The sequence below is a fragment of the Vibrio tubiashii genome (assembly GCF_028551255.1).
GTDB classification, from domain to species: Bacteria; Pseudomonadota; Gammaproteobacteria; order Enterobacterales; family Vibrionaceae; genus Vibrio; species Vibrio tubiashii_B.
The window spans coordinates 2,196,787-2,223,084 of record NZ_CP117029.1 but is presented as its reverse complement, the minus strand read 5'-3'; the positions used below and the strand labels follow the sequence as shown (position 1 = coordinate 2,223,084).

Sequence of the window (26,298 nt, the reverse complement as noted above, 5' to 3'; positions counted from 1 at the left end):
CATCCGGGCCATTTATTTTAGGGACATAAGAATATGAGCTACCAAGAAAAAAATGCAATGTCGCCAATCCTAAACGCGCTAGTACCAATGGTGGTTGAACAAACTTCCCGAGGTGAGCGCTCTTACGATATTTACTCTCGTTTGCTTAAGGAACGTATCATCTTTCTGACAGGCCAAGTGGAAGACCAAATGGCTAACCTAGTTGTTGCTCAGTTGCTATTCCTAGAGTCAGAAAACCCTGATAAAGATATCTTCCTCTACATCAACTCACCGGGCGGTAGCGTGACTGCGGGTATGTCTATTTACGACACTATGCAGTACATCAAACCAAACGTAAGCACAGTATGTATGGGACAAGCTTGCTCTATGGGTGCATTCCTCCTTGCTGGTGGTGCTCCTGGTAAGCGTCATGTACTGCCAAACTCTCGTGTGATGATTCACCAACCGCTAGGTGGCTTCCAAGGTCAAGCATCGGATATTCAGATCCATGCTCAAGAAATTCTGACTATTAAACAGAAGCTAAACAAGTTGCTTGCAGAGCACACAGGTCAGCCTCTAGAAGTGATCGAGCGTGATACAGACCGCGACAACTTTATGTCGTCAGATCAAGCGGTAGAGTACGGTTTGGTTGACTCAGTTTTGACTCACCACAAAGAGTAATACCATATCGCCAAAAGATGCAGGCGAAATTTGGTCAAAATTGATATAAACTCAAAGCAAGACAGTGAAAGCTAATAAGAGGTTAGCGAATGACAGATAAAAGCAAAGAGAGCGGTAGTAGTAAGCTTCTTTACTGCTCTTTCTGCGGCAAGAGCCAGCACGAAGTTCGCAAGTTAATCGCTGGTCCGTCAGTCTACATTTGTGATGAATGTGTCGATCTATGTAACGACATCATCCGTGAAGAAATCAAAGATGTTCTACCGAAGAAACAATCTGAAGCACTACCTGTGCCAAGAGAGATTCGTGAACACCTTGACGATTATGTGATTGGCCAAGATTACGCTAAAAAAGTGTTAGCAGTAGCCGTTTATAACCACTATAAGCGTTTACGTAATGGGGACACCACGAGTGAAGGTGTTGAGCTTGGTAAGAGTAACATTCTACTCATTGGTCCTACTGGTAGTGGTAAAACGCTATTAGCAGAGACGCTAGCTCGCTTCCTAGACGTTCCATTTACAATGGCTGATGCGACAACGCTAACTGAAGCGGGTTACGTGGGTGAAGACGTTGAAAACATCATTCAAAAGCTTCTTCAGAAATGTGACTACGACGTAGCGAAAGCAGAGCGCGGCATCGTATACATCGATGAAATCGATAAGATTTCTCGTAAAGCTGAGAACCCATCGATTACACGTGATGTGTCAGGTGAAGGTGTTCAGCAAGCGTTGCTGAAGTTGATTGAAGGTACGGTTGCTTCAGTACCGCCACAAGGTGGTCGTAAGCATCCACAGCAAGAGTTCCTACAAGTAGATACGTCTAAGATTCTATTTATTTGTGGTGGTGCATTTGCTGGCCTAGATAAAGTGATTGAACAACGTGTTGCGACAGGTACGGGTATCGGCTTTGGTGCAGATATTCGCTCTAAAGACGAAACACGCACTATTGGTGAATTGTTCTCTCAAGTTGAGCCAGAAGATCTTGTTAAGTACGGTCTGATTCCTGAGTTCATTGGTCGTCTACCAGTAACAACGACACTAACTGAACTTGATGAAGACGCACTGATTCAAATCTTATGTGAGCCTAAGAACGCGCTAACTAAGCAGTATGCGGCGTTGTTCGAGCTTGAAGACTCTGAGCTAGAGTTCCGTGAAGATGCACTACGCGCAATTGCTAAGAAAGCGATGGAGCGTAAAACAGGTGCTCGTGGTCTACGCTCAATTCTTGAAGGCGTTCTACTTGAAACCATGTATGAACTGCCATCAATGGATGACGTGAGCAAGGTTGTTATCGACGAGTCAGTAATTAAGGGTGAATCTGATCCACTGCTTATTTACAGCAACTCTGACAACCAAGCAGCAGGTGCAGAATCATAACCTGATTCACATAAATTAATGTACGTTAAAAGGGGGTAATCAATTACTCCCTTTTTTTTATTCTTTCATTGAATCCAACCAATTAGCCCCCATATACTGCTCATAGGACAAAGCGGAAGAGAGAATAATATGAACTTGGAACGTTCCGAACGTATCGAGATCCCCGTACTACCTCTACGAGATGTAGTCGTTTACCCGCATATGGTTATTCCATTGTTTGTTGGACGTGAAAAATCTATTGCTTGCCTAGAAGCGGCAATGGACAACAACAAGCAAGTATTGTTGGTAGCCCAAAAAGAAGCGGATACTGATGAGCCAACTCAAGCGGACTTATTTGAAGTTGGTACCGTAGCGACAATCCTGCAACTACTGAAACTTCCTGACGGCACAGTTAAAGTGCTGGTAGAAGGTCAGCAGCGCGCGAAAATTAACCACTTTATTGAAAACGAATTTTTCTTTGCTGATGCAGAGTATCTAACTACTTCTGAGTTAGATGAGCGTGAGCAAGAAGTTATCGTGCGCAGCGCTATCAACCAATTTGAAGGCTTCATTAAGCTCAACAAGAAGATTCCACCAGAAGTTCTGACTTCGCTAAACGGAATTGATGAAGCTGCTCGTCTCGCGGATACTATTGCCGCGCATATGCCGCTTAAACTGGCAGAAAAGCAGAATGTGCTTGAGATTCTAGACGTGACAGAGCGTCTTGAGTTCCTAATGGGACAGATGGAATCTGAAATTGACTTGCTTCAAGTTGAAAAGCGTATCCGCACCCGCGTGAAAAAGCAGATGGAAAAATCTCAGCGTGAATACTATCTGAACGAGCAAATGAAGGCGATTCAGAAAGAGCTGGGTGAAAGCGAAGACGGCGTCGATGAGTTTGAAACTCTGAAGCAGAAAATCGTTGACTCTAAGATGCCGCAAGAAGCGCGTGAGAAGACAGAGCAAGAGCTACAAAAGCTGAAAATGATGTCTCCTATGTCGGCAGAAGCGACGGTTGTACGCGGCTATATCGACTGGATGCTTGGCGTGCCTTGGGCTAAACGTTCTAAAGTTAAGAAAAATCTCGCTAAAGCTGAAGAGGTTCTTAATGAAGACCACTACGGCCTAGAGCGTGTTAAAGAACGTATCCTTGAGTACTTAGCGGTTCAAAACCGTATCAACAAGCTGAAAGGTCCTATCCTTTGTCTTGTTGGTCCTCCTGGTGTAGGTAAAACCTCTCTGGGTCGCTCTATTGCGGCAGCAACAGGTCGTCAATACACGCGTATGGCATTGGGTGGCGTACGTGACGAAGCGGAAATCCGTGGTCACCGTCGTACTTACATTGGCTCTATGCCAGGTAAGCTTATCCAGAAAATGTCGAAAGTCGGTGTGAAAAACCCGCTATTCCTACTGGATGAAATCGATAAGATGTCTTCAGATATGCGTGGCGATCCATCGTCCGCACTACTAGAAGTTCTCGATCCAGAGCAGAACAACGCGTTTAACGATCACTATCTAGAAGTGGATTACGATCTCTCAGATGTGATGTTTGTTGCAACGTCGAACTCAATGAACATCCCAGGCCCACTACTAGACCGTATGGAAGTGATTCGTCTATCTGGCTACACAGAAGATGAAAAACTGAATATCGCTAAGCGTCACTTAGTTGAGAAGCAAATTAAGCGCAACGGTCTTAAGGTTGGCGAGATTGAGATCGAAGACTCAGCCATTATCGGCATTATCCGTTACTACACGCGAGAAGCAGGTGTACGTAGCCTAGAGCGTGAGATTTCTAAGATCTGTCGTAAAGCAGTGAAGAACATCCTGCTGGATAAAGATCTTAAGAGCGTGACTGTGACGATGGACAACCTGAAAGAATACTTGGGTGTGCAGCGTTTTGATTACGGCAAAGCTGACGACAGCAACCGCATTGGTCAAGTTACAGGTCTTGCTTGGACGGAAGTAGGCGGTGACCTGCTGACGATTGAAACCGAAGCAATGCCGGGTAAAGGTAAGCTAACGCAAACCGGTTCTCTCGGCGATGTGATGCAAGAGTCGATTCAAGCGGCAATGACAGTGGTCCGTTCGCGCGCCGAGAAACTGGGCATTAACTCAGATTTCTACGAAAAACGCGATATTCACGTTCACGTGCCTGAGGGGGCAACACCAAAAGATGGCCCAAGTGCAGGTATTGCGATGTGTACTGCTCTTGTTTCAAGCTTAACGGGTAACCCTGTAAAAGCTGAAGTGGCGATGACGGGTGAAATCACCCTGCGTGGTGAAGTTCTTCCGATCGGTGGCTTGAAAGAAAAACTGCTTGCAGCACACCGTGGTGGCATCAAAACGGTACTGATTCCGAAAGACAATGAACGTGATCTGGAAGAGATTCCTGATAATGTTATTGCAGATCTGAAGGTTATTCCGGTGCAATGGATCGATGAAGTATTGAAAGTTGCATTAGAAAAAGAGCCGTCAGGTGTCGAGTTTGCAGCCGTAAAATAGTGATGTGCAGCAAAAATAAGTAAAAGATTACGCTGATAAGCATAAAAAGGCTTGTCAGCGTTTTTTTTGGGCGCTAACTTTAGCGACTATAGCTTCAAGCCTTGTAATATAAGGGTTTGTCGCTAATTTGAAATGAAATGGAACGTAAAGCTACCGACAAAAATAAAATCAGGTGGCACAAAGGGGAATCACAGTGAATAAAACACAATTAGTAGAAAAAATCGCAGAAAATGCAGATCTATCAAAAGCGTCTGCTGGTCGTGCTCTAGACGCATTCATCGAAGCAGTCGGTGACACTCTACAGTCTGGTGACCAAGTTGCTCTAGTTGGCTTTGGTACATTCAGCGTACGTACTCGTGCAGCGCGCACAGGTCGTAACCCTAAGACTGGTGAAGAGATCCAAATCGCAGAAGCTAAAGTTCCTGCGTTCAAAGCTGGTAAAGCTCTGAAAGACTCTTGTAACTAATCAAAAAATCGCCAGTTAGGCGGATTTTTTCGAACCTTTTTAAATTATGCGCATCATACTGATGCGCATTTCTTTTTCTGGTATTATCGCGCTATTCAATTTTTATTTTAATGAAGTGTATCGTACGCAGCCGATAGGTCTTAAGTACGGTGCATAAGCGGAGAGTAGTTTAAGTATGATGGACCGATTACGCGAAGGCGTTAACAGCATCGCGGTTAAAATTATCCTAGGACTTATCATCCTATCTTTCGTATTTGCAGGTGTGGGCAGCTACATTGTGGGCGGTTCAAACAACTCAGCAGCGAAAGTAGGCAATGTGGAAATTGGTCGTGGTGAGTTTGAACAAGCTTACCAAAACGAACGTAATCGTATGCAAGCGCAATTGGGCGATTACTTCTCAAACCTACTGGCTGACCCAAGCTATGTAGAATCTTTCCGTAAATCTGTTCTTGACCGCATGGTGAATGACTTACTTCTAGAACAACACGCAGAATCTTTAGGTCTACGTGTGAGTGATACGCAAGTACGTACGCTGATTCTAGAAATGCCTCAGTTCCAAGTTGACGGCAAGTTCGACCAAGACATCTATCAAACCGCTCTTCGTCGTGCAGGCTTCTCGGCAGAGAGTTTTGCTGAGTACCTACGTCGTGACCTAGTTCGTAATCAGCTACTGACAGCAATTCAAGGCAGTGATTTTTCTCTACCGGGTGAAGTTGAAGCGCAAAGCAAGCTTCTGACTCAAACTCGCGATATCAAAAAAGTAACGCTATCGCTTGCAGATTTTGCAGCGAAAGCAGAGTTGTCTGAAGAAGAGATCAATGACTACTACAAACAAAACCCTGAGCGTTATACACGCCCAGAGCAAGTGAAAGTAGCCTACATTGAGTTGTCAGCTCAGCAGCTTAAAGATTCGATTGAAATCTCAGATGAGCAAGCTCAGCAATACTACCAAGAGCACCTAGATAAGTACTCTTCAGAAGAGCAACGTCGTGTAAGCCATATCCTAGTTGAAGGTAATGATGAAGCGAAAGCTCAAGCAATTCTTGATGAGCTTTATGCTGGTGCTGACTTCGCTACGCTAGCGGAAGAGAAATCGGACGACTTTGGTAGTGCCTCTGAAGGTGGTTCTTTAGGTTGGATTGAACGTGACGTGATGGACCCAACATTTGAAGAAGCGGCGTTTGCTTTAACTAAAGTGGGTGAAACAACAGGTTTAGTTAAGTCTGAGTTCGGTTACCACATCATCAAGCTTGATGAGCTAAAAGATTCTGTAGCTAAGCCATATCAAGAAGTTGCTGCGGAAATTAAGCAAGAGCTTAAAGATCAGCAAGCGATCGATCAGTACTACGAGCTTCAAAGCGAGTTAGAGAAAGTGGCGTTTGAATACCCAGATTCGCTGGATGATGCAGCTAAAGCTATCAACGCGAAGATTCAAACTACTGACTTTATTTCAGAGCGTGATGCTCCTGAACTGCTGAAAACGCCTGCAGTACTGCAAGCGATTGTTAGTCCTGAAGTGAAAGAAGACGGCCTAAATTCAGAAGCGATTGAAGTGGCTCCTGAACATATCGTGGTGGTTCGTGTTGAAGACAGCCGCGATGAAACAGTACTTCCTCTAGAAGATGTTCGCAGTGATGTGGTTAAAGCACTTGCGAATGTTAAGGGCGAGCAAACTGCGATCGAATTGGCGCAAAATCTGGTTGAAGAACTAAAGCAAGGTAAGCAAGAGCTACTAAGCGCTAATGGCTTGGCTTTTGGTGAAGCAGAAACACTTGACCGCAGCTCACCACTTGCTGATGTTGTGTTCTCGATGACGAAGCCAGCAGAAGGTACAGTTGGCTTTGCACAAGCGAAAGATCTGAATGGTGATATCGTTGTGGTTGAACTGACAAAAGTTGCGTCGGAATTTGACCCTCAATACAACCAGCAAATCGGTTCTCAATTGACGCAAGTTAATGCTCAACAAGACCTCTCTGGTCTAATCAATATCTTACGCAAGACCATTGATATCGAGTACTACGCTGTGACTCAATAAGCACAGCTTGTGTAATTGATACATATCTTAAAACGGACTGCTTCTGCAGTCCGTTTTGTTTTCGTCGGTCGCTGATAGGCAGGTTGGCGTTTAAGCGTATGCTGAGCAAATCCCTCAATAAACAAGGAAGCCAGTATGCTAAAACAGATTCTTCTCATCGCGTCACTAATATGTGTTGCGCCTTTCTCTTTTGCCAACGATGTTAAATCTGATCCCAAATATGACGGCATTGAAATTACCGTGAATATAAACACTGCGAGTGCGCAGGAGTTGGCAGATTTACTCAATGGAATTGGCATCAAGAAAGCTCAAGCGATCGTGCAGCATCGAAAGCAACATGGTAAGTTTGCCAGCGCGGAGTCTTTAACCGAAGTGAAAGGAATTGGCGCTGCAATTGTTGCCAAAAATCAATCTCGGATCCAACTGTAATTTGCTATTTAGTTACGATAGAGCGCATCAGCGCTCTTTTTTCCAATTACTGTCATTCCCGCCTAGAACCTAATAGCGTTTCCCTCTATAATTTGTCGCCGAATTAAGGTCTACGCTTTGAGCGTTGATCTGCAACCAACACGGAGTAAAACATGTCGTCTCATACACCGGTTGTGACCGTTGATGGACCGAGTGGTGCGGGTAAAGGCACTCTTTGTATGCTTATAGCGAACAAGCTAGGCTTCCACCTATTAGACTCTGGCGCGATCTATCGCGTACTTGCACTTGCTGCAATCCACCATGGCGTGGACTTAGAGTCTGAAGATGCGCTTGTTCCGCTCGCAACTCACCTTGATGTTCAATTTGTCGCTGAAGGTGACCTAGTTAAAGTGATCCTTGAAGGCGAAGACGTCTCCGGAGAGCTACGCAAAGAAGAAACGGGTATGGCAGCGTCAAAAGTTGCAGCACTACCGCGAGTGCGTGAGGCTTTGTTGCGTCGCCAACGAGCATTTGCCGAAGGGCAGGGCTTGATTGCTGATGGTCGTGACATGGGCACGGTTGTTTTTCCTGAGGCTGAAGCGAAAATTTTCTTAGACGCTAGCGCTGAAGAACGCGCTCAGCGCCGCCTTAAACAGTTGCAAGGCAAAGGGTTAGATGTTAGATTTGACGACCTTTTGCGCGAGATCCAAGAGCGTGACGACCGAGATCGTAACCGCCCAGTGGCTCCATTACGCCCTGCTGAGGATGCGCTTTTGCTAGATTCTACTACGATGAGTATCGACGAAGTGGTAGAAAAAGCACTACAATATATCGAATCGAAGCTAGTCGCTTAGGCGGCTAGGTAAGAGCGTTGGTCGCAAGGATGATGACTGGCGAATTTAATAACCCCACGCGGTAGGACACCCGTGGACGTTTAATTTATTGAAGATTAAATAAATGACTGAATCTTTTGCTCAACTCTTTGAAGAGTTTCTAAACGAGACTGAATTCCAACAAGGTACTATCGTTAAAGGTACTGTAGTAGCTATCGAGAACGGTTTCGTTCTTGTTGACGCTGGTCTAAAGTCTGAGTCTGCAATCCCTGCTGAACAGTTCAAGAACGCTGCTGGCGAACTTGAAGTTGAAGTTGGTTCTGAAGTAGACGTAGCTCTAGACGCTGTAGAAGACGGTTTCGGTGAGACTCAACTTTCTCGTGAGAAAGCGAAGCGTCACGAAGCTTGGATCGTACTTGAGAAGGCTTACGAAGAAGCTGAAACTGTTGTTGGTATCATCAACGGTAAAGTTAAAGGCGGTTTCACTGTTGAACTAAACGGTATCCGTGCTTTCCTTCCAGGTTCACTAGTAGACGTGCGTCCTATCCGCGACACTGCTCACCTAGAAAACAAAGAGCTAGAGTTCAAAGTTATCAAACTTGACCAGAAGCGTAACAACGTAGTTGTTTCTCGTCGTGCAGTAATCGAGTCTGAGAACAGCGTTGAGCGTGATGAGCTTCTAGAAACTCTACAAGAAGGCGCAGAAGTTAAAGGTATCGTTAAGAACCTTACTGACTACGGTGCATTCGTAGACCTAGGTGGCGTTGACGGCCTACTACACATCACTGACATGGCTTGGAAGCGCGTTAAGCACCCTTCTGAGATCGTTAACGTTGGTGACGAGATCCAAGTTAAAGTTCTTAAGTTCGACCGTGAGCGTACTCGCGTATCACTAGGTCTTAAGCAGCTAGGCGAAGATCCATGGGTAGCAATCGCTAAGCGTTACCCAGAAGGTCACAAACTATCTGGTCGCGTTACTAACCTAACTGACTACGGCTGTTTCGTTGAAATCGAAGAAGGCGTTGAAGGTCTAGTACACGTTTCTGAAATGGATTGGACTAACAAGAACATCCACCCATCTAAAGTTGTTAATGTTGGCGACGAAGTTGAGGTTATGGTTCTTGAAATCGACGAAGAGCGTCGTCGTATCTCTCTAGGCCTAAAACAGTGTAAAGCTAACCCATGGCAATCTTTCGCTGAAGCGCAAGCTAAAGGCGACAAAGTTACTGGTAAGATCAAGTCTATCACTGACTTCGGTATCTTCATCGGTCTAGAAGGCGGCATCGACGGTCTAGTTCACCTATCTGACATTTCTTGGAATGTTGCTGGTGAAGAAGCGGTACGTGAGTACAAGAAAGGCGACGAAATCTCTGCAGTAGTACTAGCAGTAGACGCTGAGCGTGAGCGTATCTCTCTAGGCGTTAAGCAAATGGAAAACGACCCATTCAACGCTTACGTTGCTGAGAAGAAGAAAGGCACTCTAGTTAACGGTACTGTTGTTGCTGTTGACGCTAAAGGTGCAACTATCGAGCTTGAAGAAGGCGTAGAAGGTTATATCCGCGCTTCTGAAGTTTCTCGTGACCGCGTAGAAGACGCTTCTCTAATCCTAAGCGCTGGTGACAGTGTTGAAGCTAAGTTCACAGGTGTAGACCGTAAGAACCGCGTAATCAACCTATCTATCAAAGCTAAAGACGAAGCTGAAGAGCAAGAAGCAATGGCTTCACTGAACAAAGCAGACGATGCTTCATTCGGTAACGCTATGGCTGACGCTTTCAAAGCAGCTAAAGGCGAATAATTAAATCGCTTTTAAGAAAAAGGAGCCGAAAGGCTCCTTTTTTATGTTCGATAGATCACTAGTAGTAATACCAATCTCTTCAAAGTGTTCTAAAAAAAGCAATTTTTCATTACACATATTGCTCAATTATTGTCTAAAATTGAAAGCAAGTGTTTGTTGGAACTGGTATTACTTACTATAATAAGTGATAAATTACTCTACGAGGGCAACTATGACTAAGTCTGAATTGATTGAAAGACTGTGCGCAGAGCAGACGCACCTTTCAGCGAAAGAGATAGAAGATGCTGTAAAAGATATCTTAGAGCATATGGCGTCGACACTAGAAAGTGGTGACAGAATCGAGATTCGTGGCTTTGGTAGCTTCTCTTTACACTTCCGCGAGCCTCGTGTTGGCCGTAACCCTAAAACAGGCGACCGAGTGGAGTTAGAAGGAAAATTCGTTCCTCACTTCAAGCCAGGTAAAGAGTTACGTGAGCGAGTGAATATCGGTTAGATATTTGTAAAAGACTGATAAAAAAGCGGCATACATAGCGTATGCCGCTTTTTTATCATTGTAATAACCGAGATAACCATGGTTTGTTTGTAGCTTTTACTGCATAATCGTAACGGCAGAACTTATCTTAGGTGATGGACTATGAAAATTATAAAAATCGTTCTCGTACTGGCCCTATTCTTAATTGCATTGGCATTAGGCTCTCAAAATCAGGCAGTCGTTAATTTCAATTATCTAATTGCTCAAGGTGATTTCCACCTCTCTACGTTGCTTGGTGGCGTGTTTATTGGTGGCTTCGCCGTAGCATGGATCATTTTCGGCAGCCTGCACCTTAAATCTAAGTTGCAGGTGCGTAAACTGAAGAAGCAGCTTAACAAGTTATCTCCGTCAGTGAGTGAAGCAAGCCAAGGTAAAGCTTAAAGTTGTATTAGGTAGGCTGTTACTTGATGTTAGAAATTCTCTTCTTGTTATTGCCAATTGCCGCCGCTTACGGTTGGTATATGGGTAATCGAAGCGCCCAGCAAGACAAGCAGAAACAATCAAACCAAATATCACGTCAGTATGTGACGGGTTTGAACCTTCTTTTGTCAGATCAATCTGACAAGGCCGTTGATCACTTTATCGAACTTCTTCAAGTTGATAATGAAACGATCGATACCCACTTAGCGCTAGGCAACTTATTCCGTTCTAGAGGTGAAGTTGATCGCGCCATTCGTATCCACCAAAACTTAATTTCCCGATCTGGTTTGACGATTGACCAGAAAAACATCGCGCTTCAGCAGCTAGCAAAAGATTATATGGCGTCAGGTTTCCTTGACCGTGCGGAAAAAATCTTTGAGCAGTTGGTTGAAGAACCTGATCATCGTGAAGCGGCTTTACAACAACTTGTCGCAATTTATCAGCAGACACGTGAGTGGAACAAAGCCATTCACTATGCGTCTTTGTTGGTCAAGATGGGACGCAAAAGGATGCGAACCAGTATTGGACACTTTTGGTGTGAGCTGGCGATGCAAGAAAAAGCAGACGGCAATCATGCGGTCGCGATGCAGAACTTTAAGCGAGCACTGTCTGAAGATCCAAAGTGTGTCAGAGCTAGCATTGCGTTGGGCAAGTTGTATCTAGATGATGAAGATTACAACAATACCATCAAGTATATGGAGATGGTGTTAGAGCAAGACAGTGATTTTGTCAGTGAGGTATTACCTACCTTAGCGGAGTGTTACCATCATCTAGGACAAGAAGACGAGTTACTTAATTTCTTACGCCAGTGCATTGTTAACAAGGCGGGAGTATCTGCTGAGTTGATGCTCGCACAACTTGTCGCACAACATGATGGCGCAGGTGCTGCTCAGGAGCTGTTGACTCGTCAGCTAGTTAAAAACCCAACCATGAAGGGCTTTTATCGCTTGATGGACTACCATTTAGCTGAGGCTGAAGAAGGTCGAGCTAAGGCCAGTCTTGGCACGCTGCAGAAACTGGTTGGGGAACAGCTCAAAGTTAAGCCTCATTATCGATGTCGCAAATGCGGTTTCTCGACCCATTCCATGTATTGGCACTGCCCTTCATGTAAAGGGTGGGGGACGATCAAGCCAATCCGAGGATTGGATGGTGAATAGTTTTTATGGGGTAATCCCATCACAAAATGGCAGCGGTGATCCCGCTGCTTTTTTTCGATTTGTTTAAAGTAAGTTAGGAGATGAAATGATCGACCAAAAAGTAATAGTTGCACTTGATTACGATAACCAAGCTGATGCACTCGCTTTTGTAGATAGAATTGACCCAAGCTCATGCCGACTAAAAGTAGGTAAAGAGATGTTTACGCTATTTGGTCCTGATTTCGTCAAAGAATTGCACAAGCGCGGCTTTTCAGTGTTCTTAGATCTTAAGTTCCACGATATCCCAAATACTTGTTCTAAAGCGGTTCGCGCTGCGGCAGAGCTTGGTGTGTGGATGGTAAACGTACATGCCAGTGGTGGCGAGCGCATGATGACAGCATCTCGCGAGATCCTAGAACCGTATGGTAAAGATCGTCCGCTACTCATTGGTGTGACAGTACTAACTAGTATGGAACAAAGTGATTTAGCAGGCATTGGCTTAAACATTGCGCCACAAGAGCAGGTTATTCGCCTAGCAAACCTGACCAAAAACTCAGGTCTAGATGGTGTGGTTTGTTCAGCACAAGAGTCTTCAATGCTTAAGAGCGAGCTAGGTAAAGAGTTTAAACTTGTGACTCCTGGCATTCGTCCGGCAGGCGCAGCGGTTGGTGACCAGAAACGAATTATGACGCCAGTTGATGCGATTCAAGCCGGGTCTGACTACTTAGTGATTGGCCGCCCGATTACTCAAGCTGCCGATCCAGCAGCGGTATTAGCAGACATTAACGCGACTCTCGCGTAACCCCTTACTAAAGCCAGCGTTCGCTGGCTTTTTTTGTACCCTCTATCTCTATTCGCATGCTAATTTGCTGATCTTTATCTCAATCTCATCACTTGCGCTGTCTATACGTTCAAATATCTTCTTTAATCAATGTAATGAATGAGTTGCCGTGTGAATCATACGCGCAAGCGTAACGTTAGAGAAGGAGTTGGATTAATGGCAGATACGTTAGTCGCGTCAGTGGGCAGTGAAGCTTTAGGTGGCGCCGTTACCAAGAAAATGACGGTCGGAGATGTCGCAAAAGTTAAAGCGGAAGTTTTAAAAAGAATCAACCAATCCGCTCACCTCTCGCAAGGGTTTCGCCTTGTCAATCAAACCGAGTATCAGTCGAGCTTGGCTGAGTTACGTGCGCAGCTAAAGTCGAAGAGTTTCCAACAGACTGAAGAAGGCAAAATGTGCAAACTCATGCACGATATCCTTACCGACGATGCCCATTTAGTCGAGTACCTTGATGAGGACTTATCTCAGTACCTAGAAACCAATGCAGCAGGTAAACAGGTATTGAATACTAAGGCGATGGATTTCCACGGCAAAAACCAAGTGGCCAATGCCAAACTGAAACGTAAGCAGCTGTTTTTGATGTTTAAAGAGATAATTCAAGCGCAGGTTGAGCTCAATACATTCGCAGAAAGGCTAAAAGTCGCATTCGGTGCTGAGGTGAGCTTTCCTCCTGGTGCTTATGGAGGGATTAAAAGCTACAGCGGAGCATTAGCGAAAATCACCACACGAGTGCGAGCAAATGATGTCGGAGATTTGAAAGACTGTGCGCGCATCACTGTTAAAGTCAAAAGATTCCGTGACCTTCAGAGTGCTAAGTTGTTTATTTGTGGTACGGAAGAATTTAAAGCGGTCGCTACTCACCAAAAAGCGCTCAAAGATCGCTATCAGCTGGCGCGAGGGGGCAGTAATCTAGAGCAACACAATGTGGCCCCTGATAGCAGCGGTTACAAAGATATCAAATTCTTCCTTAAAATGAGTAACGGACAGATTGCAGAGTTGCAGCTCAATATTCCCGGTATGCTTATCGCGAAGAAGAAAGCTCATATCGTTTATGATATAGCACGGACTAATCAGGACTCTTTTGACAACCGCCAACAGTTCGAAGTCGTAAGCCAAGAAGTTATCGACAAAGTGAAGAAGAAAATGGATGAAGACTGGTTCCAGTTTATTCGCTCGAAATTAGATGGTGTTGATAACGATGCTAACTGTGTTGAAGCCATGATGGATGTGTTGAAAAGTAAGGGCACTTTAGTGGTTGAGCCAAAACACGCGGAAGCACTTAACCGGATCAGTAAGAAGTTATATGCGGCGGGATTAGGTGAAGCATTACTCGATACCTAATATCCAATCAGAACTAACAATACAAGGATGCTGACAAGCATCCTTGTTTGATTTGAAGAGGGGGAGGTTCAAGTTTGCTAAGCTGGAACTCCGCTATGAAATTTAAAGTCGCTATCAGGTGAAGAGATTAACTCTGCTTCTAGTTTACCGAAGTAGTCAACGCGCTCACTGATGTCTTCGCCGGCGATATCTTCAGCGAGGGTGAGATAGTCTTGATAGTGCCTAGCCTCTGAGCGCAATAAGGATACGTAGAACTTAGCGATATCCTCATCCATATGTGGTGCTAGTTTAGCAAAGCGTTCGCATGAACGAGCTTCAATGTAGGCGCCAATAATAAGCTTATCAATCAAGGTTTGTGGTTCGTGTGTTGCCATCTTGGCGATCAAGCCTTTGGCGTAGCGACTGGCTTGAACTGGCTCGTACGCGATATCTCTGCTGTCCATGATTTCAAGCACCTGATAGAAGTGGTGCAGTTCTTCTTTAATCAATAGAACCATTTTGTCGATCAGATCTTGGCTATAAGGCGAGTTAGACTTGGCCATGATCGCTTTAGAGATATTGCTCTTGCCTTTCAGAGTTTCAATACTGCCGGTCTTGCGATAAGCAAAGTCTTCATAAGGCTTAAACCAATCAAGCAAGCTATGCGCACTCTCTTTATCTACCGCGTATTTGCGAATCAGGTACATGGCAGACTGGCCAGCCTTAAGCTCACACAGCAAGTGGTCGATTAAAACGACTTTTAGGTTTTCAGGCTTGCGAGCTTCTTCTACCCACTTATCTGGCGTTGAGCATTGCAGGAAGCCATTAATCGGCTCCAGTAAGCTCTGATATTGTTCTAGTTCAATCATTGTGGTTTTACAGCTAAATTAAAAACAAAAGGCCGCAATTGCGACCTTTTTGAATAGGTTGAGTGGGATTATATTACCACTTTTTCTTTTCGCCAAAGAGCGCATCCATATCGTCCTTGCGTTGATCTTCTTCAATTTGATGAAGCTCTTCTGCATTGCGATTTTGGCGTTTCGTCTCAAGCTCATCGTACATGGTCTGTAGCTTCTCGCGAGCTTGTGTTGAGTAGCTATCGTTCTTAGTACTTAATGCATCGAGACCTTTCTTCAGCAATTGAATAGCAGTACCTGGCTGACCACGAACGATGGCATCATTGGAACGTTTAATAACGTTTTCAATATTGATGCGAATCTGAATGGTTTCTAGTCGAGCATTCTCTGCAACGTACGCTTGGGTTTCGAAGCGACCTTTGTTGTGCTCGCTGCGAATAGTGTCGCGCAGGCGCTTAACCAACTTGAGCATAACAATCGCTTGTTTATCACTTGATGGAACTTTAAAGGTTGCGCTTTCACCACCTTTGAAATTCTCTTCAAGCTGCTTAATCTGTTGCTTTACGTGCTCAACCCGTTGCTCTAATTGCTTATTCTTCGGGTCGAGTTCATGCATGCTTTGCAATGCATCGAGAATACGGGTATTGAGACACATCAATAGCTCTTTACTATAAGGCATATGATGGGCATGCCCGATGAGGTCTTCGGTTGCGTCTATGATCTGCAAATAGCGGGAACTTTCCTGTTTTCGCGCCGTTTCAGCTTTAACTTTATACTGGAGCATAATGTTATAGCCAAGGATCAAAATAAGTAAGATGGCAACTAAAGCTATGATTAAACCAATATTCATAAATTCCGTATCTTATGTTTTTGTAATGGCTAGCAGGTAAGCATACACGATTCCGCTAAGCTACTGCACCTGTTTTGTATTATCGCCCAATTGATAAATTTTATTAATGAAAACTCTGATTGCAAAGCTCATTCTGAGTATTTGATTGCAAAATGGGCAATCAGGCGCAAAAACAGCCTGTATTTCCTTACCTTAATTGCGATTGGACTATCAATTTAAACCTATTGGCGTTATAACTAAATATTATAAACTATATTTGCTCACTATGGGGCGTCGATAAGGGATTGCGAGGTCGAGAATGAAATTACAACAATTGAAGTATATTGTTGAGGTTGTTAACCATAACCTAAATGTATCAGCAACCGCAGAGAGCTTATATACCTCGCAACCGGGTATCAGTAAACAGGTTCGTTTATTAGAAGACGAACTGGGCATTCAAATTTTTGAACGTAGTGGTAAGCACCTAACTCAAGTGACCAGTGCGGGACAAGATATCATCCGCATCTCTCAAGAGATTTTAGCCCGTGTAGAGAGCATAAAAGCGGTTGCGGGTGAGCATACTCATCCAGAAATGGGTACGCTGAATATTTCTACGACTCATACACAAGCTCGTTACGCCCTACCAGATGTGATTAAAGGCTTTACTGCGCGCTACCCAAAAGTATCGCTACACATGCATCAAGGTACGCCTTCGCAAATGTCCGAGGCCATTGCGAAAGGGACGGCAAACTTTGCTATCGCCACAGAAGCGCTGCATTTGTACCAAGACGCCATCATGTTGCCGTGCTACCACTGGAATCGCTCAATTGTCGTGCCTAAGTCTCATCCATTGGCGCAAAAAGAGAAGGTCACGATTCAAGATTTAGCGAGCTACCCGCTTGTCACTTACGTATTTGGTTTTACCGGCCGTTCTGAGCTTGATACTGCGTTTAATAAGTACGGTTTAACGCCGCGAGTGGTGTTTACTGCCACCGATGCTGACGTGATTAAAACTTATGTACGCATGGGAATCGGTGTGGGTGTGATTGCAAGCATGGCGATCGACCAAGAACAAGATACCGATTTAGTCGCGATTGATGCGAGCCATATCTTTGGTGCAAGTACGACAAGTATTGGCTTTAGACGCGGTACTTTCTTGCGTTCTTACATGTTTGATTTCATGGAGCGATTTGCGCCTCACTTGACTCGACCTGTGGTGGAGCAAGCCTTGTCACTGAAATCAAACGCTGAAATTGAAGAGATGTTTAAAGATATCGATCTACCGGTACGCTAGCATCTCGATTGGCTTCCCTCTAAAATACCCGTTTAGGGGGAAGTCATGTTAAACCAATTCCAATCACTCAATCAGTTCTTGATTGAACATCAAGCCTACTGGCGCTTCGAGCCATTTTTTCTATCTGATCAACAATCGTTGCCTTGGCTTACTCATAGCTCAGCATTGTGTGCTTGGTTAGAGAGTCTTTCCCCTGAGCAAATTACCTCTTATAAGCAAGACAACGCTTCATTGCTTAACGATATGTCATGCTATCTACCTTGTCTTGAGCAGATTAACGGATGGACAACACTGCCACAAATTGACAACAAAGGCCTAGAGTTAGCACGAGGTGTTGAAAGTGGCGTACCCGGTCGAAAATTAGCGCAAATTCTCTCGATGGGGGAAGCGGCTATTAACAACCATCATGGTGGTGAATGGCTTGAGTGGTGTTCAGGCAAGGGCTTTCTCGGGCGAATTCTTGCAAGCCAAACTCAACAAAAAGTAACGAGTTTTGAATATCAGCAAGCACTGTGCGAGTCGGGTCAACGCGAGGCAGACAAACAGGGGCTCACGATGCAGTTCATCCAAGGTGATGCGCTGAGTGAGCAGGCCGAGGTGGCATTCAACAGTAATCAACACGCGGTTGCCTTGCATGCCTGCGGTGATTTGCATGTCTCTTTAATCGACCATGCCACGACTAAGCAACTTCCTGCGGTGACCTTATCACCATGTTGCTATCACTTGGTTAATAGCGAGACTTATCAAGCCTTATCTGAGCTTGGCCGAGCTTCGACACTGACTCTAACGCGCCAAGAGCTCAGAATCCCTCTACAGGAGACGGTAACAGGGGGCGAACGCGTAAAACGCCATCGTATGGAAGAGATGACCTATCGTCTTGGCTTCGACTTATTGATGCGCGACATCACGCAAATCGACACCTATCAACCTGTACCTAGCATTAAAAAATCTCAGTTGGCACAAGGTTTTGACGCTTTTTGTCGCTGGGCGTGTGAGCAGAAGGGAGTCAATCTGCCGGAAGTCGATTTTGGCTACTATGAACAATTAGGTCAGGATCGCTACTGGCAGATGGAACGCATCAGTTTGGTACAGCAACCTTTTCGTCGTGTGCTAGAGCTGTGGTTAGTGCTAGATAAAGCGCTCTACCTACAAGAGCAAGGCTACAAGGTGACCTTATCTGAGTTTTGTTCTAGAGAGACAACTCCGCGCAACTTGTTGATTCATGCCGTGAAACAGTAAACGACAACGCGGCTCTCCTTTTGTTGCTTTAATGTTAAAAGTTGCTTTTCTTTTGAACAGCATGTTGGTAATAATATTGATGTGCACATATTTTGTGCAATAACAACAATACTAAATCTACCCTCACACAACATTATTGCTTATACCAAGTTCAACAAACGGGCTCTTACGCTGTGTCATCTAAGCAAACAACTGACGAGGTGAATGCCTATCAAGCTTAGGGATAGATGTTTGAGCGAACAAGGACGTTGGTATTACATCAAGGAGTTAAGATGAAAGCAGCAAAAGTCATTGCAACTGCCGCTCTTGCAGGTGTCGCATTACTCTCATCCGCTAGCATTATGGCGAAAACAGCGAAAGTCGCCGTTTCTCAGATCGTTGAGCACCCAGCATTGGATGCTACACGCCAAGGCTTAATCGATGGCTTAAAAGCTAAAGGTTACGAGCAGGGCAAAAACCTTGAATTTGACTATAAAACTGCGCAAGGCAATCCAGCGATTGCGGTGCAGATTGCCCGCCAATATGTTGGTGAGAAGCCAGATGTATTAGTCGGTATTGCTACGCCAACCGCACAGGCTTTGGTCTCTGCAACGCGCTCCATTCCGGTTGTCTTTACTGCGGTAACGGACCCGGTAGGCGCAAAACTAGTTAAACAGCTAGAGCAACCAGGTAAAAACGTTACCGGTCTTTCTGACTTGTCTCCTGTAAGTCAGCACGTTGAGCTAATTAAAGAAATCTTGCCAAATACTAAGTCTATCGGCGTGGTATTTAACCCTGGTGAAGCAAACGCAGTTACCCTAGTTGAGCTACTAAAACAAAGTGCATCAGCGCAGGGTATTGAAGTGATTGAAGCAACGGCGCTGAAAAGTGCTGACGTCCAATCGGCAACTCAAGCCATCGCAGCAAAATCAGATGTTCTTTATGCTCCAACGGATAACACAGTTGCGAGTGCCATCGAAGGTATGATTGTGGCGGCAAACCAAGCTAAGACCCCAGTACTTGGCGGGGCGACTTCTTATGTCGACAAAGGTGCCATTGCGAGCTTAGGTTTTGATTACTACCAAGTGGGCGTACAAACCGCAGATTATGTTGCGGCAATTTTAGAAGGTTCTAACCCAGGCTCACTGGATGTAAAAGTCGCTAAAGGCTCTGATCTGGTGGTCAATAAGAGCGCAGCAACTAAGCTAGGTGTTTCTATTCCTCAATCTGTTCTAGACCGTGCAACAAGCGTGAAATAAACCTTAGCCTCAAGTGTGTGCAATACATGCTTGAGGCGTTTTGATCTCTAGCAGAAAAGGGAGTTGGTATGTCTGCTTTTGCATTTTTTGGCGCTCTAGAAATTGGCTTGCTATATGGCCTTGTTGCTCTGGGCGTTTATCTCACCTTTCGCGTACTTGATTTTCCAGACTTAAGTGTTGACGGTAGCTTTCCTATGGGGGCGGCCGTGGCTGCAACGGCTATAGTGGCGGGGATTAACCCTTGGCTGGCGACGTTTATGGCAATTTTAGCCGGTGCGGCAACGGGCTGGGTGACTGCGTTCTTGGCGGTGCGTTGTGGCATTCTTCATTTGCTTGCTTCTATCTTGACGATGATCGCCGCGTTCTCAATCAACATCAGAATTATGGGTAGGCCTAACGTTGCTTTACTTGGGGAAGAGACGATTTTGACCCCGTTTGAAGCCATCGGTGATCCTATGCTGATTCGTCCGTTGATTGTCGGAATCTTGGTTTTGATATCGGGCTGGCTAGTGGTGAGGTTATTAAACAGTGATTTTGGCCTTGGACTTAGAGCGACAGGTGTCAATGCACGCATGGTCTCGGCTCAAGGGGCGAGTACGGCGTTTTATACTTACTTTGGTTTAGCGCTATCGAACGGGTTTGTGGGTTTCGCAGGTGCCTTATTTGCTCAAACCAATAGTTTTGCCGATGTCACGTCAGGGGTCGGTACTATCGTTGTTGGCCTAGCTGCGGTGATTCTAGGGCAAACCTTGATTCCCGGTAGAAAGATCTGGGTAGCGGTTGTGGCGGTTATCGTTGGCTCAGTGCTATACCGTTTAGCGGTAGCCTTCGCGTTGAGTACTGGAATGTTTGGGTTACAAGCGTCGGATTTAAACTTAGTGACCGCAGTGCTAGTAGCGGCAGCCCTTATCGCACCAAAGATTAAAGGAAACCTCAAATCAAAAAAGCTTAGCCCTCCTGCTGATGGTCAAAGAACAATCAAGCAGGACAAAGAGTCAGGAGAAGTAGCATGATTCGTTTAGAAGATATTCAAGTGACTTTTAATCCGGGCACTATCTTAGAAAATCGAGCCTTACGCGGCGTGAGCTTAGAAGTACCAGAGCACCAGTTTTTAACCGTAATTGGCTCAAATGGTGCGGGTAAATCCACACTGCTTGGCGCGGTGACGGGAGAAACCCCAATGGTGGGCGGCAGTGTCATTATTGATGATTTGGATGTGACCAAGCGTACCGTTGACCAGCGAGCTCAGCAATGCGCGCGTGTTTTCCAAGACCCACTAGCAGGCACATGTGGTGATCTCACCATTGAAGAGAACATGGCACTTGCCTATATGCGTGGCAAAAAGCGTGGCTGGAGCTTGTCGCTATCAAGCAAGCGTCGCAAGTTGTTTCAAGAACGAATCAGCATCTTGGGGCTAGGGCTAGAAGATCGTTTAGGTGACAGTATCGGTCTCCTCTCGGGTGGTCAACGACAGGCAGTGAGTCTAGTTATGGCGACCTTATCCGATAGTAAACTGCTGTTGCTCGATGAGCATACCGCCGCGCTAGACCCACGTATGGCGGCATTCATCATCGACTTAACCAAGAAAATTGTCGCTGAGTTTAACTTGACGGTGATGATGGTGACGCACTCAATGAAAGATGCGCTAGCCTGTGGTGATCGTACTGTGATGCTCCATCAGGGCGAGATCGTTCTTGATGTGGCGGGTGAGCAGCGTGCCAATATGCAGGTGCCAGATTTACTTGAAATGTTCACTAAAGTTCGTGGAGAAGAGCTCGCTGACGATAGTCTATTGCTAAATTAGGTATTTACTGACAGTCATAAATCAACTTATGATGTTGATTTGTGACACAATTAGCGTCAATTTATCTGCTGAGCCTATCTGCTGTAATACAGTATTGATGGGCTTTTTAAGTTTTTGGTTTCTATATGAGTAGTAAAGGAATGCAAGTTAACCGACATTTCAGTTTAAAGTTTGTTTTCTTGATGCCTTTGGTAATTGCTGTGATCGTTTTGGCTTTGACGATCAAAAACTACTACGACTCTGTAAATCGAGACATTGATACCGAGTATGAGCGTGTGAATGCTGTTTTATCTAGAGCGGCGAAAGTGATTTCAGCGCTCGACTACAGCTTTTCCAACTACTCAAAGTCCAATTACATTCTTTTAGTTGAACATAATCGACAGGTCAAAGATGATTTATGTCAGATGTGGCCAATTGATGCGGCTTTGCTTTCTGATGGACGCGCTCAAGAAATCCCAGCGGTTGATATCAATTACATGTTGGTGGGTGAAGCTTCGTTATGTGACCCCTCAAGCGAAGCTTATCAGAGAGTTTCTAGTCAGGTCTCATTAGCGCCTGTACTCTCTTTTTTGCATGATATTGACTCCTATTTGTTGGGTATTCATTACATCGACAAAGAGGGCTATATCATGTCTTCTCCCGATACTTATGCCAAAAGCATTACCCTAGAGTTACTCAATACCATTAAAGTGCGTCCATTTTGGCATCAAACGGCGTTTAACCGAGATTTGGTCACCTTATCCGGTCCCGCACCTATTGCGACGACGAGCGATCTAGTGATGAGCATGACTATGCCTGTGTTCAATAAAGGTGTTCATCAGGGGATGCTGTCTGTAGATCTCTCTTATGATGAGTTACTTGATAGCCAAGGGAAATTGGCGGGAAATCTGAGCATTATTGATAGTGCGAGAATTGCGCCACCAGACAATGCGCTTCGGTTAAAAGCGATATCAATTGATGGGGTAGTCGGTGAGCACTCACTATATTATCTGTTTGATTTGCCAAAAGAGATTGGCAACTTTGTCTCGTTTGAGCGGTATAGCTTAGTTGTTACCCTGCTTATTTATGTTTTCTCGGTTATCGTTCTCTTTTTCATCAATACGCGCGTTGAACATGGCTACTTTAAAGAGTTGGCTGCGAAAGACCCGATGACAGGGTTACTTAATCGCCGTGGCTTAGAAGATTTTTTGCAAGGTAGCTCCAACGCTCCATATGCGGTATTAGCCGTCCTCGATATTGATGATTTTAAAGCGATTAACGATACCTATGGGCATGACGTAGGGGATCGTGTGATCACCTATATGGCAGAAGCGATCTCACGGAGCATACGCGGTAGTGATGCCGCGGCGCGTATTGGTGGAGAAGAGTTTGTTATCTATCTGTCGGGTAACAACATCGAGGCGCTGAAGAAGAGTATCAACCGAGTCCATCACACTATCCGTTCTCAGTCTCATCAGGTGGTTGAAGGTGGATTTACTGTGTCTGGCGGTGTTGAAGTGATTCAAGAAGGTATGCAAGGCAGCTTTGATAAGTTGTTCAAAGCTGCAGATGAAAAGCTCTATCAGGCGAAAACCAGTGGTAAAAACAAGCTGGTGTTTTAAGCGGCTAACTCGTCACGATAGCGAGTGATGTGCTCAACAATCGGAGCAGCCTTATTAAAAGTACGAATTTCTCTAAATAAAGCATCGGCCTGTGGGTATTGATGACGCAGATAAGAGAACCATTGCTTAACGCGGTTCGGATAGTAGAGCCCTTTATCACCTTTCATCTCATACTGAGAGTAAACTAGCAGCAGTTCGACTACCTCAGACCAAGGCATCACGGTGTGATTGTGCTTCACAACGTTACCTAGGTTCGGCACATTAAATGCGCCGCGACATACCATAAGTGAATCGACACCCGTTGTCTCCATACAAGCTTGGCCATCTTGGTAATTCCAAATCTCGCCATTTGCGATCAACGGAATCGAAAAGCGCTGACGAATTTGGTTGATGTAATCCCATTTGATTTCACTTGCCTTGTAACCACCCGTTTTGGTGCGGGCATGCACGGTTAGTTCATTGGCTCCCGCAGACTGAATCGCGTCGACAATCTCGAAACAATCTTCTGGGTTGTCCCAGCCTAGGCGAATTTTAGCGGTGACTGGAGTGTGTGAAGGGACTGCTTCACGACAAGCTTTAACGACGTTGTGAATCAGTTCAGGGTGCTGCAATAGCGCTGCGCCCCCTTTGCTTTTGTTGACTAACTTAGCAGGACAACCAAAGTTAAGGTCGATCCCTTTTGCGCCCAATTGTGCCGCTTTAATCGCATTTTCTGCCATCCAATTTGGATCTTGTCCGAGCAATTGAACATGGACAGGCACACCAGATTTAGTTTGCGAGCCTTGCTCTAGTTCGGGACACAGGCGATGGAAAACATGGTCAGGGAGAAGTTGATCAACCACGCGGACAAACTCAGTGACACATAAATCGTAGTCATTGATATCTGTCAAAATCTCGCGCATCAAATGATCTAACACGCCCTCCATCGGGCCTAGCACTAGTCGCATACCGCTCTTCTCACACAATCAGTCTTAAATTAAGAGGCGTGATTTTAGAGATTTCGCACTAAGAAGTCTAAGCATTATTCCTGCCAGTGGTTTTTTCAATCACTCCTGTTAGTGGGGAGTAGAGCAACAGTGGCATTTCTTCACCATCGCTATAACCCGTGGTGTAGTAATAGGTGCATTGGTTGCTAGAGGTGTACCAAGAGACGATATCGGTATCTGATGGCAGTACCGTGGTTGTGAGCGGGCGAATTGTTAAGTCAACTTGCATTAGCGCATTCCACATTGCGACGCAGTCACTGCCGCGAATTGGGCCTACCGTTGGGTCAACAGGCGCACTGCCGACCGACATTGGGTAGCCAGGCGTCGAAGGGTAAATAGTGCCAGAGCCATAGCTAACGGGTGTTTCTGGTTCACCCTGAGTTAACCATTTTGCTTGATAGAGCTGCACTGAGTTAGCAAAAGCGCCAAACGCAGCATCGGCACGAGCAATATGAGCATCACGTTGATAATTAAGGAATCTTGGTGCAGCTGTTACAGCCAGTACGCCCAAAATTACAATCACAACAACCAGTTCAATCAGCGTGAAGCCGCGTGTAGAAGATCTTTTCATATTGATGACAACGACCTATCAATAGGATGTAAGAAAATGTTTCATTGGCGAATAATGCACCTATTGAGCAAATTCTCAAAGAGAAATAAGTGGCGGTGAGAAAAAAGGCTAGGTACAAATATGAGTGCTAGCCGTGACGGGAAGAGTGTCGAATTACCACAAGGAGAGGTTATCAAATCAGGGAGTAAAGTATCGAAGTGACCCCAAGCCTTGCTTAGGGGTATAATGCGCCCAAACTATGGTTAAAACTAGATTAAGATAATGAAGTATCAATTACTGGCACTCGAAGGCTCAATTACTGAAGAGTCCCCACTGTTTATTGAAGGTCTAATACTGGCTGCAAACATGGCAACCAAGCCTTTAGCTCCTGAAACTTGGCTGCCGTCTGTGTTTGCCGAGCAGTCTGATAGCGCACGAGCCGATGTCGAAACCCATATTAACCAGCAATATAGCTATTTAAAACGCAATGAGTACTCGCTTCTCGCTCTGTTGGATGAGTCGAACCAGCGTGAGCAGTTAGCCGATTTTGCCGAAGGTTTTATGACGCTTTGGCCTACGGTTGAAGAGCAGTGGGCAGAGGTAAATCTTGGTGATGGTACGCTGCGGATGCTGCAAGCTCTGTTAACGACGCTAATGTTAGCCATTGATGAAGAACAAACTCACGAACAGATGAAAGCGTCGGGTATAGAAACACCACCAGCGCTTGAAGAGATGTCTCCGAAAATTGACTTGATGATATCTGAAGTCGCACAAGCGGCAGATGAAGCAATGATGGGGGCTAAATCTCAAAGCGTTAACCCATACAAAGACATTGGCCGTAACGATATTTGCCCGTGTGGCAGTGGTAAGAAGTTCAAGCAATGCTGCGGCTGTTAAGTTATTGAATTCGTTAAATCGAACCAAGTTAACTTTATTCGGTCAAACTGGTTATTCAATCGCGATATAACAAAGCCAAACGTGCACAACTAGGAAGAATGTTAATGAAGAAATTTGCCGCATTACTACTGATGAGCTTTTCAGTGATGGCAGCGCCAAAAGACGAATTGAGCAAACGATTACAGAAAAATGAAGGTTTTAGCGCTGACTTTTCTCAGCAGCTAATTAGCCCAGAAGGCGACGTCGTAATGGAAGGTGAGGGCAATGTTGAAATTGCTCGCCCAAGTTTGTTTCGTTGGACAACAACAACGCCTGACGAAAATGTCCTTGTCTCAGATGGTAAATCTTTGTGGTACTACAGCCCGTTTATCGAGCAAGTGAGCATTTACTGGCAAGAGCAAGCAACTGAGCAAACGCCTTTTGTTCTGCTGACTCGTAATCGTGCTAGCGACTGGGATAACTACAACGTTGAGCAGAATGGCGATACATTTACGCTAACGCCAAGCGCAGTGGACTCTAATCAAGGTCAATTCAAGCTGAAGATTGATGCCAAGGGCGCGGTACAAGGTTTTAGTGTTGTAGAGCAAGATGGTCAGCAAAGTAACTTTGTCTTCAACAACATTGTTCTCAGTAAGCCAAAATCAGAACGATTTACTTTCGTTGTGCCAGAAGGTGTTGAGGTCGATGACCAAAGGAATTAAAT

25 protein-coding genes are annotated in these 26,298 nt (G+C 45.1%); 21 read left to right on the top strand and 4 right to left on the bottom strand.

The features are described 5' to 3' along the window. Positions 1 to 33: 33 nt before the first annotated feature. The 13 genes from clpP to LYZ37_RS10015 all read left to right on the top strand — a co-directional run bounded on the left by clpP (position 34) and on the right by LYZ37_RS10015 (position 14,321). Positions 34 to 660 (top strand): ATP-dependent Clp endopeptidase proteolytic subunit ClpP, encoded by a 627-nt coding sequence (gene clpP / locus LYZ37_RS10075; RefSeq protein ID WP_004748540.1) that lies wholly within the window; start codon positions 34 to 36, stop codon positions 658 to 660. 89 nt (positions 661 to 749) lie between these two features. Then, positions 750 to 2,033, top strand: coding sequence for an ATP-dependent protease ATP-binding subunit ClpX (gene clpX / locus LYZ37_RS10070; RefSeq protein ID WP_004748541.1), 1,284 nt, complete (start codon positions 750 to 752; stop codon positions 2,031 to 2,033). Between the two features lie 129 nt (positions 2,034 to 2,162). Then, a complete protein-coding gene (gene lon / locus LYZ37_RS10065) occupies positions 2,163 to 4,514 on the top strand; it encodes an endopeptidase La (RefSeq protein ID WP_239825372.1) in 2,352 nt (783 codons plus the stop codon). Positions 4,515 to 4,707: 193 nt separating this feature from the next. After that, on the top strand, positions 4,708 to 4,980 hold the full coding sequence (locus LYZ37_RS10060) for an HU family DNA-binding protein (RefSeq protein ID WP_004414742.1): 273 nt from the start codon (positions 4,708 to 4,710) through the stop codon (positions 4,978 to 4,980). 175 nt (positions 4,981 to 5,155) lie between these two features. Beyond that, positions 5,156 to 7,015: a peptidylprolyl isomerase gene (gene ppiD, locus LYZ37_RS10055; protein WP_272785398.1), complete on the top strand. Its 1,860-nt coding sequence runs from the start codon at positions 5,156 to 5,158 to the stop codon at positions 7,013 to 7,015. A 135-nt stretch (positions 7,016 to 7,150) separates the two neighbouring features. Then, entirely contained in the window at positions 7,151 to 7,444 is a 294-nt protein-coding gene (locus LYZ37_RS10050) for a ComEA family DNA-binding protein (RefSeq protein WP_272785397.1), read from the top strand. A gap of 152 nt (positions 7,445 to 7,596) precedes the next feature. Then, entirely contained in the window at positions 7,597 to 8,277 is a 681-nt protein-coding gene (gene cmk / locus LYZ37_RS10045; RefSeq protein ID WP_004748545.1) for a (d)CMP kinase, read from the top strand. Between the two features lie 103 nt (positions 8,278 to 8,380). After that, positions 8,381 to 10,051, top strand: a complete 1,671-nt coding sequence (gene rpsA / locus LYZ37_RS10040) for a 30S ribosomal protein S1 (protein WP_004748546.1) — start codon at positions 8,381 to 8,383, stop codon at positions 10,049 to 10,051. A 211-nt stretch (positions 10,052 to 10,262) separates the two neighbouring features. Further along, the gene (ihfB, locus tag LYZ37_RS10035; RefSeq protein ID WP_004748547.1) at positions 10,263 to 10,544 is read left to right on the top strand and encodes an integration host factor subunit beta; all 282 of its coding nucleotides are present in this window, start codon (positions 10,263 to 10,265) and stop codon (positions 10,542 to 10,544) included. 141 nt (positions 10,545 to 10,685) lie between these two features. Next, positions 10,686 to 10,964 (top strand): LapA family protein, encoded by a 279-nt coding sequence (locus LYZ37_RS10030; RefSeq protein WP_004743675.1) that lies wholly within the window; start codon positions 10,686 to 10,688, stop codon positions 10,962 to 10,964. A gap of 26 nt (positions 10,965 to 10,990) precedes the next feature. Continuing rightward, entirely contained in the window at positions 10,991 to 12,160 is a 1,170-nt protein-coding gene (gene lapB / locus LYZ37_RS10025) for a lipopolysaccharide assembly protein LapB (RefSeq protein WP_171321077.1), read from the top strand. Between the two features lie 85 nt (positions 12,161 to 12,245). Continuing rightward, entirely contained in the window at positions 12,246 to 12,941 is a 696-nt protein-coding gene (gene pyrF, locus LYZ37_RS10020) for an orotidine-5'-phosphate decarboxylase (protein ID WP_171321078.1), read from the top strand. 195 nt (positions 12,942 to 13,136) lie between these two features. Further along, positions 13,137 to 14,321, top strand: coding sequence for a hypothetical protein (locus LYZ37_RS10015; protein WP_272785396.1), 1,185 nt, complete (start codon positions 13,137 to 13,139; stop codon positions 14,319 to 14,321). A gap of 77 nt (positions 14,322 to 14,398) precedes the next feature. Here the strand turns inward: LYZ37_RS10015 and miaE are convergent, their stop codons facing one another. Both miaE and LYZ37_RS10005 read right to left on the bottom strand, forming a co-directional pair. Then, positions 14,399 to 15,169 carry a tRNA isopentenyl-2-thiomethyl-A-37 hydroxylase MiaE gene (gene miaE / locus LYZ37_RS10010; RefSeq protein WP_272785394.1) on the bottom strand — a complete coding sequence of 257 codons (771 nt, stop codon included), beginning with the start codon at positions 15,167 to 15,169 and terminating at the stop codon, positions 14,399 to 14,401. Between the two features lie 73 nt (positions 15,170 to 15,242). Continuing rightward, the gene (locus tag LYZ37_RS10005; protein ID WP_272785393.1) at positions 15,243 to 16,007 is read right to left on the bottom strand and encodes a DNA repair protein; all 765 of its coding nucleotides are present in this window, start codon (positions 16,005 to 16,007) and stop codon (positions 15,243 to 15,245) included. Between the two features lie 298 nt (positions 16,008 to 16,305). On the opposite strand from LYZ37_RS10005, the gene cysB reads away from it, so the two are divergent. The 6 genes from cysB (at position 16,306) to LYZ37_RS09975 (ending at position 23,162) form a co-directional block, all read left to right on the top strand. Next, positions 16,306 to 17,280 carry an HTH-type transcriptional regulator CysB gene (gene cysB, locus LYZ37_RS10000; RefSeq protein ID WP_004749651.1) on the top strand — a complete coding sequence of 325 codons (975 nt, stop codon included), beginning with the start codon at positions 16,306 to 16,308 and terminating at the stop codon, positions 17,278 to 17,280. A gap of 45 nt (positions 17,281 to 17,325) precedes the next feature. Then, the gene (locus tag LYZ37_RS09995) at positions 17,326 to 18,519 is read left to right on the top strand and encodes a methyltransferase (protein WP_272785392.1); all 1,194 of its coding nucleotides are present in this window, start codon (positions 17,326 to 17,328) and stop codon (positions 18,517 to 18,519) included. Positions 18,520 to 18,791: 272 nt separating this feature from the next. Then, positions 18,792 to 19,757 carry an ABC transporter substrate-binding protein gene (locus LYZ37_RS09990; protein WP_272785391.1) on the top strand — a complete coding sequence of 322 codons (966 nt, stop codon included), beginning with the start codon at positions 18,792 to 18,794 and terminating at the stop codon, positions 19,755 to 19,757. Positions 19,758 to 19,825: 68 nt separating this feature from the next. After that, a complete protein-coding gene (locus tag LYZ37_RS09985) occupies positions 19,826 to 20,770 on the top strand; it encodes an ABC transporter permease (protein ID WP_272785390.1) in 945 nt (314 codons plus the stop codon). After that, on the top strand, positions 20,767 to 21,561 hold the full coding sequence (locus tag LYZ37_RS09980; protein WP_272785389.1) for an ABC transporter ATP-binding protein: 795 nt from the start codon (positions 20,767 to 20,769) through the stop codon (positions 21,559 to 21,561). The genes LYZ37_RS09985 and LYZ37_RS09980 overlap by 4 nt, the downstream gene beginning before the upstream one ends. 140 nt (positions 21,562 to 21,701) lie before the next feature. Then, the gene (locus LYZ37_RS09975) at positions 21,702 to 23,162 is read left to right on the top strand and encodes a GGDEF domain-containing protein (RefSeq protein ID WP_272787168.1); all 1,461 of its coding nucleotides are present in this window, start codon (positions 21,702 to 21,704) and stop codon (positions 23,160 to 23,162) included. Here LYZ37_RS09975 and dusC read toward each other — a convergent pair. Continuing rightward, the gene (gene dusC / locus LYZ37_RS09970; RefSeq protein ID WP_272785388.1) at positions 23,159 to 24,109 is read right to left on the bottom strand and encodes a tRNA dihydrouridine(16) synthase DusC; all 951 of its coding nucleotides are present in this window, start codon (positions 24,107 to 24,109) and stop codon (positions 23,159 to 23,161) included. The two genes, LYZ37_RS09975 and dusC, sit on opposite strands and share 4 nt — an antisense overlap. Before the next feature lie 67 nt (positions 24,110 to 24,176). Continuing rightward, positions 24,177 to 24,719, bottom strand: coding sequence for a prepilin-type N-terminal cleavage/methylation domain-containing protein (locus LYZ37_RS09965; protein ID WP_272785387.1), 543 nt, complete (start codon positions 24,717 to 24,719; stop codon positions 24,177 to 24,179). Between the two features lie 261 nt (positions 24,720 to 24,980). On the opposite strand from LYZ37_RS09965, the gene LYZ37_RS09960 reads away from it, so the two are divergent. Together LYZ37_RS09960 and lolA are read left to right on the top strand one after the other, a co-directional pair. Further along, the gene (locus tag LYZ37_RS09960) at positions 24,981 to 25,595 is read left to right on the top strand and encodes a YecA family protein (RefSeq protein WP_272785386.1); all 615 of its coding nucleotides are present in this window, start codon (positions 24,981 to 24,983) and stop codon (positions 25,593 to 25,595) included. Between the two features lie 104 nt (positions 25,596 to 25,699). Next, the gene (gene lolA / locus LYZ37_RS09955; protein ID WP_272785385.1) at positions 25,700 to 26,296 is read left to right on the top strand and encodes an outer membrane lipoprotein chaperone LolA; all 597 of its coding nucleotides are present in this window, start codon (positions 25,700 to 25,702) and stop codon (positions 26,294 to 26,296) included. Positions 26,297 to 26,298 lie beyond the last annotated feature (2 nt).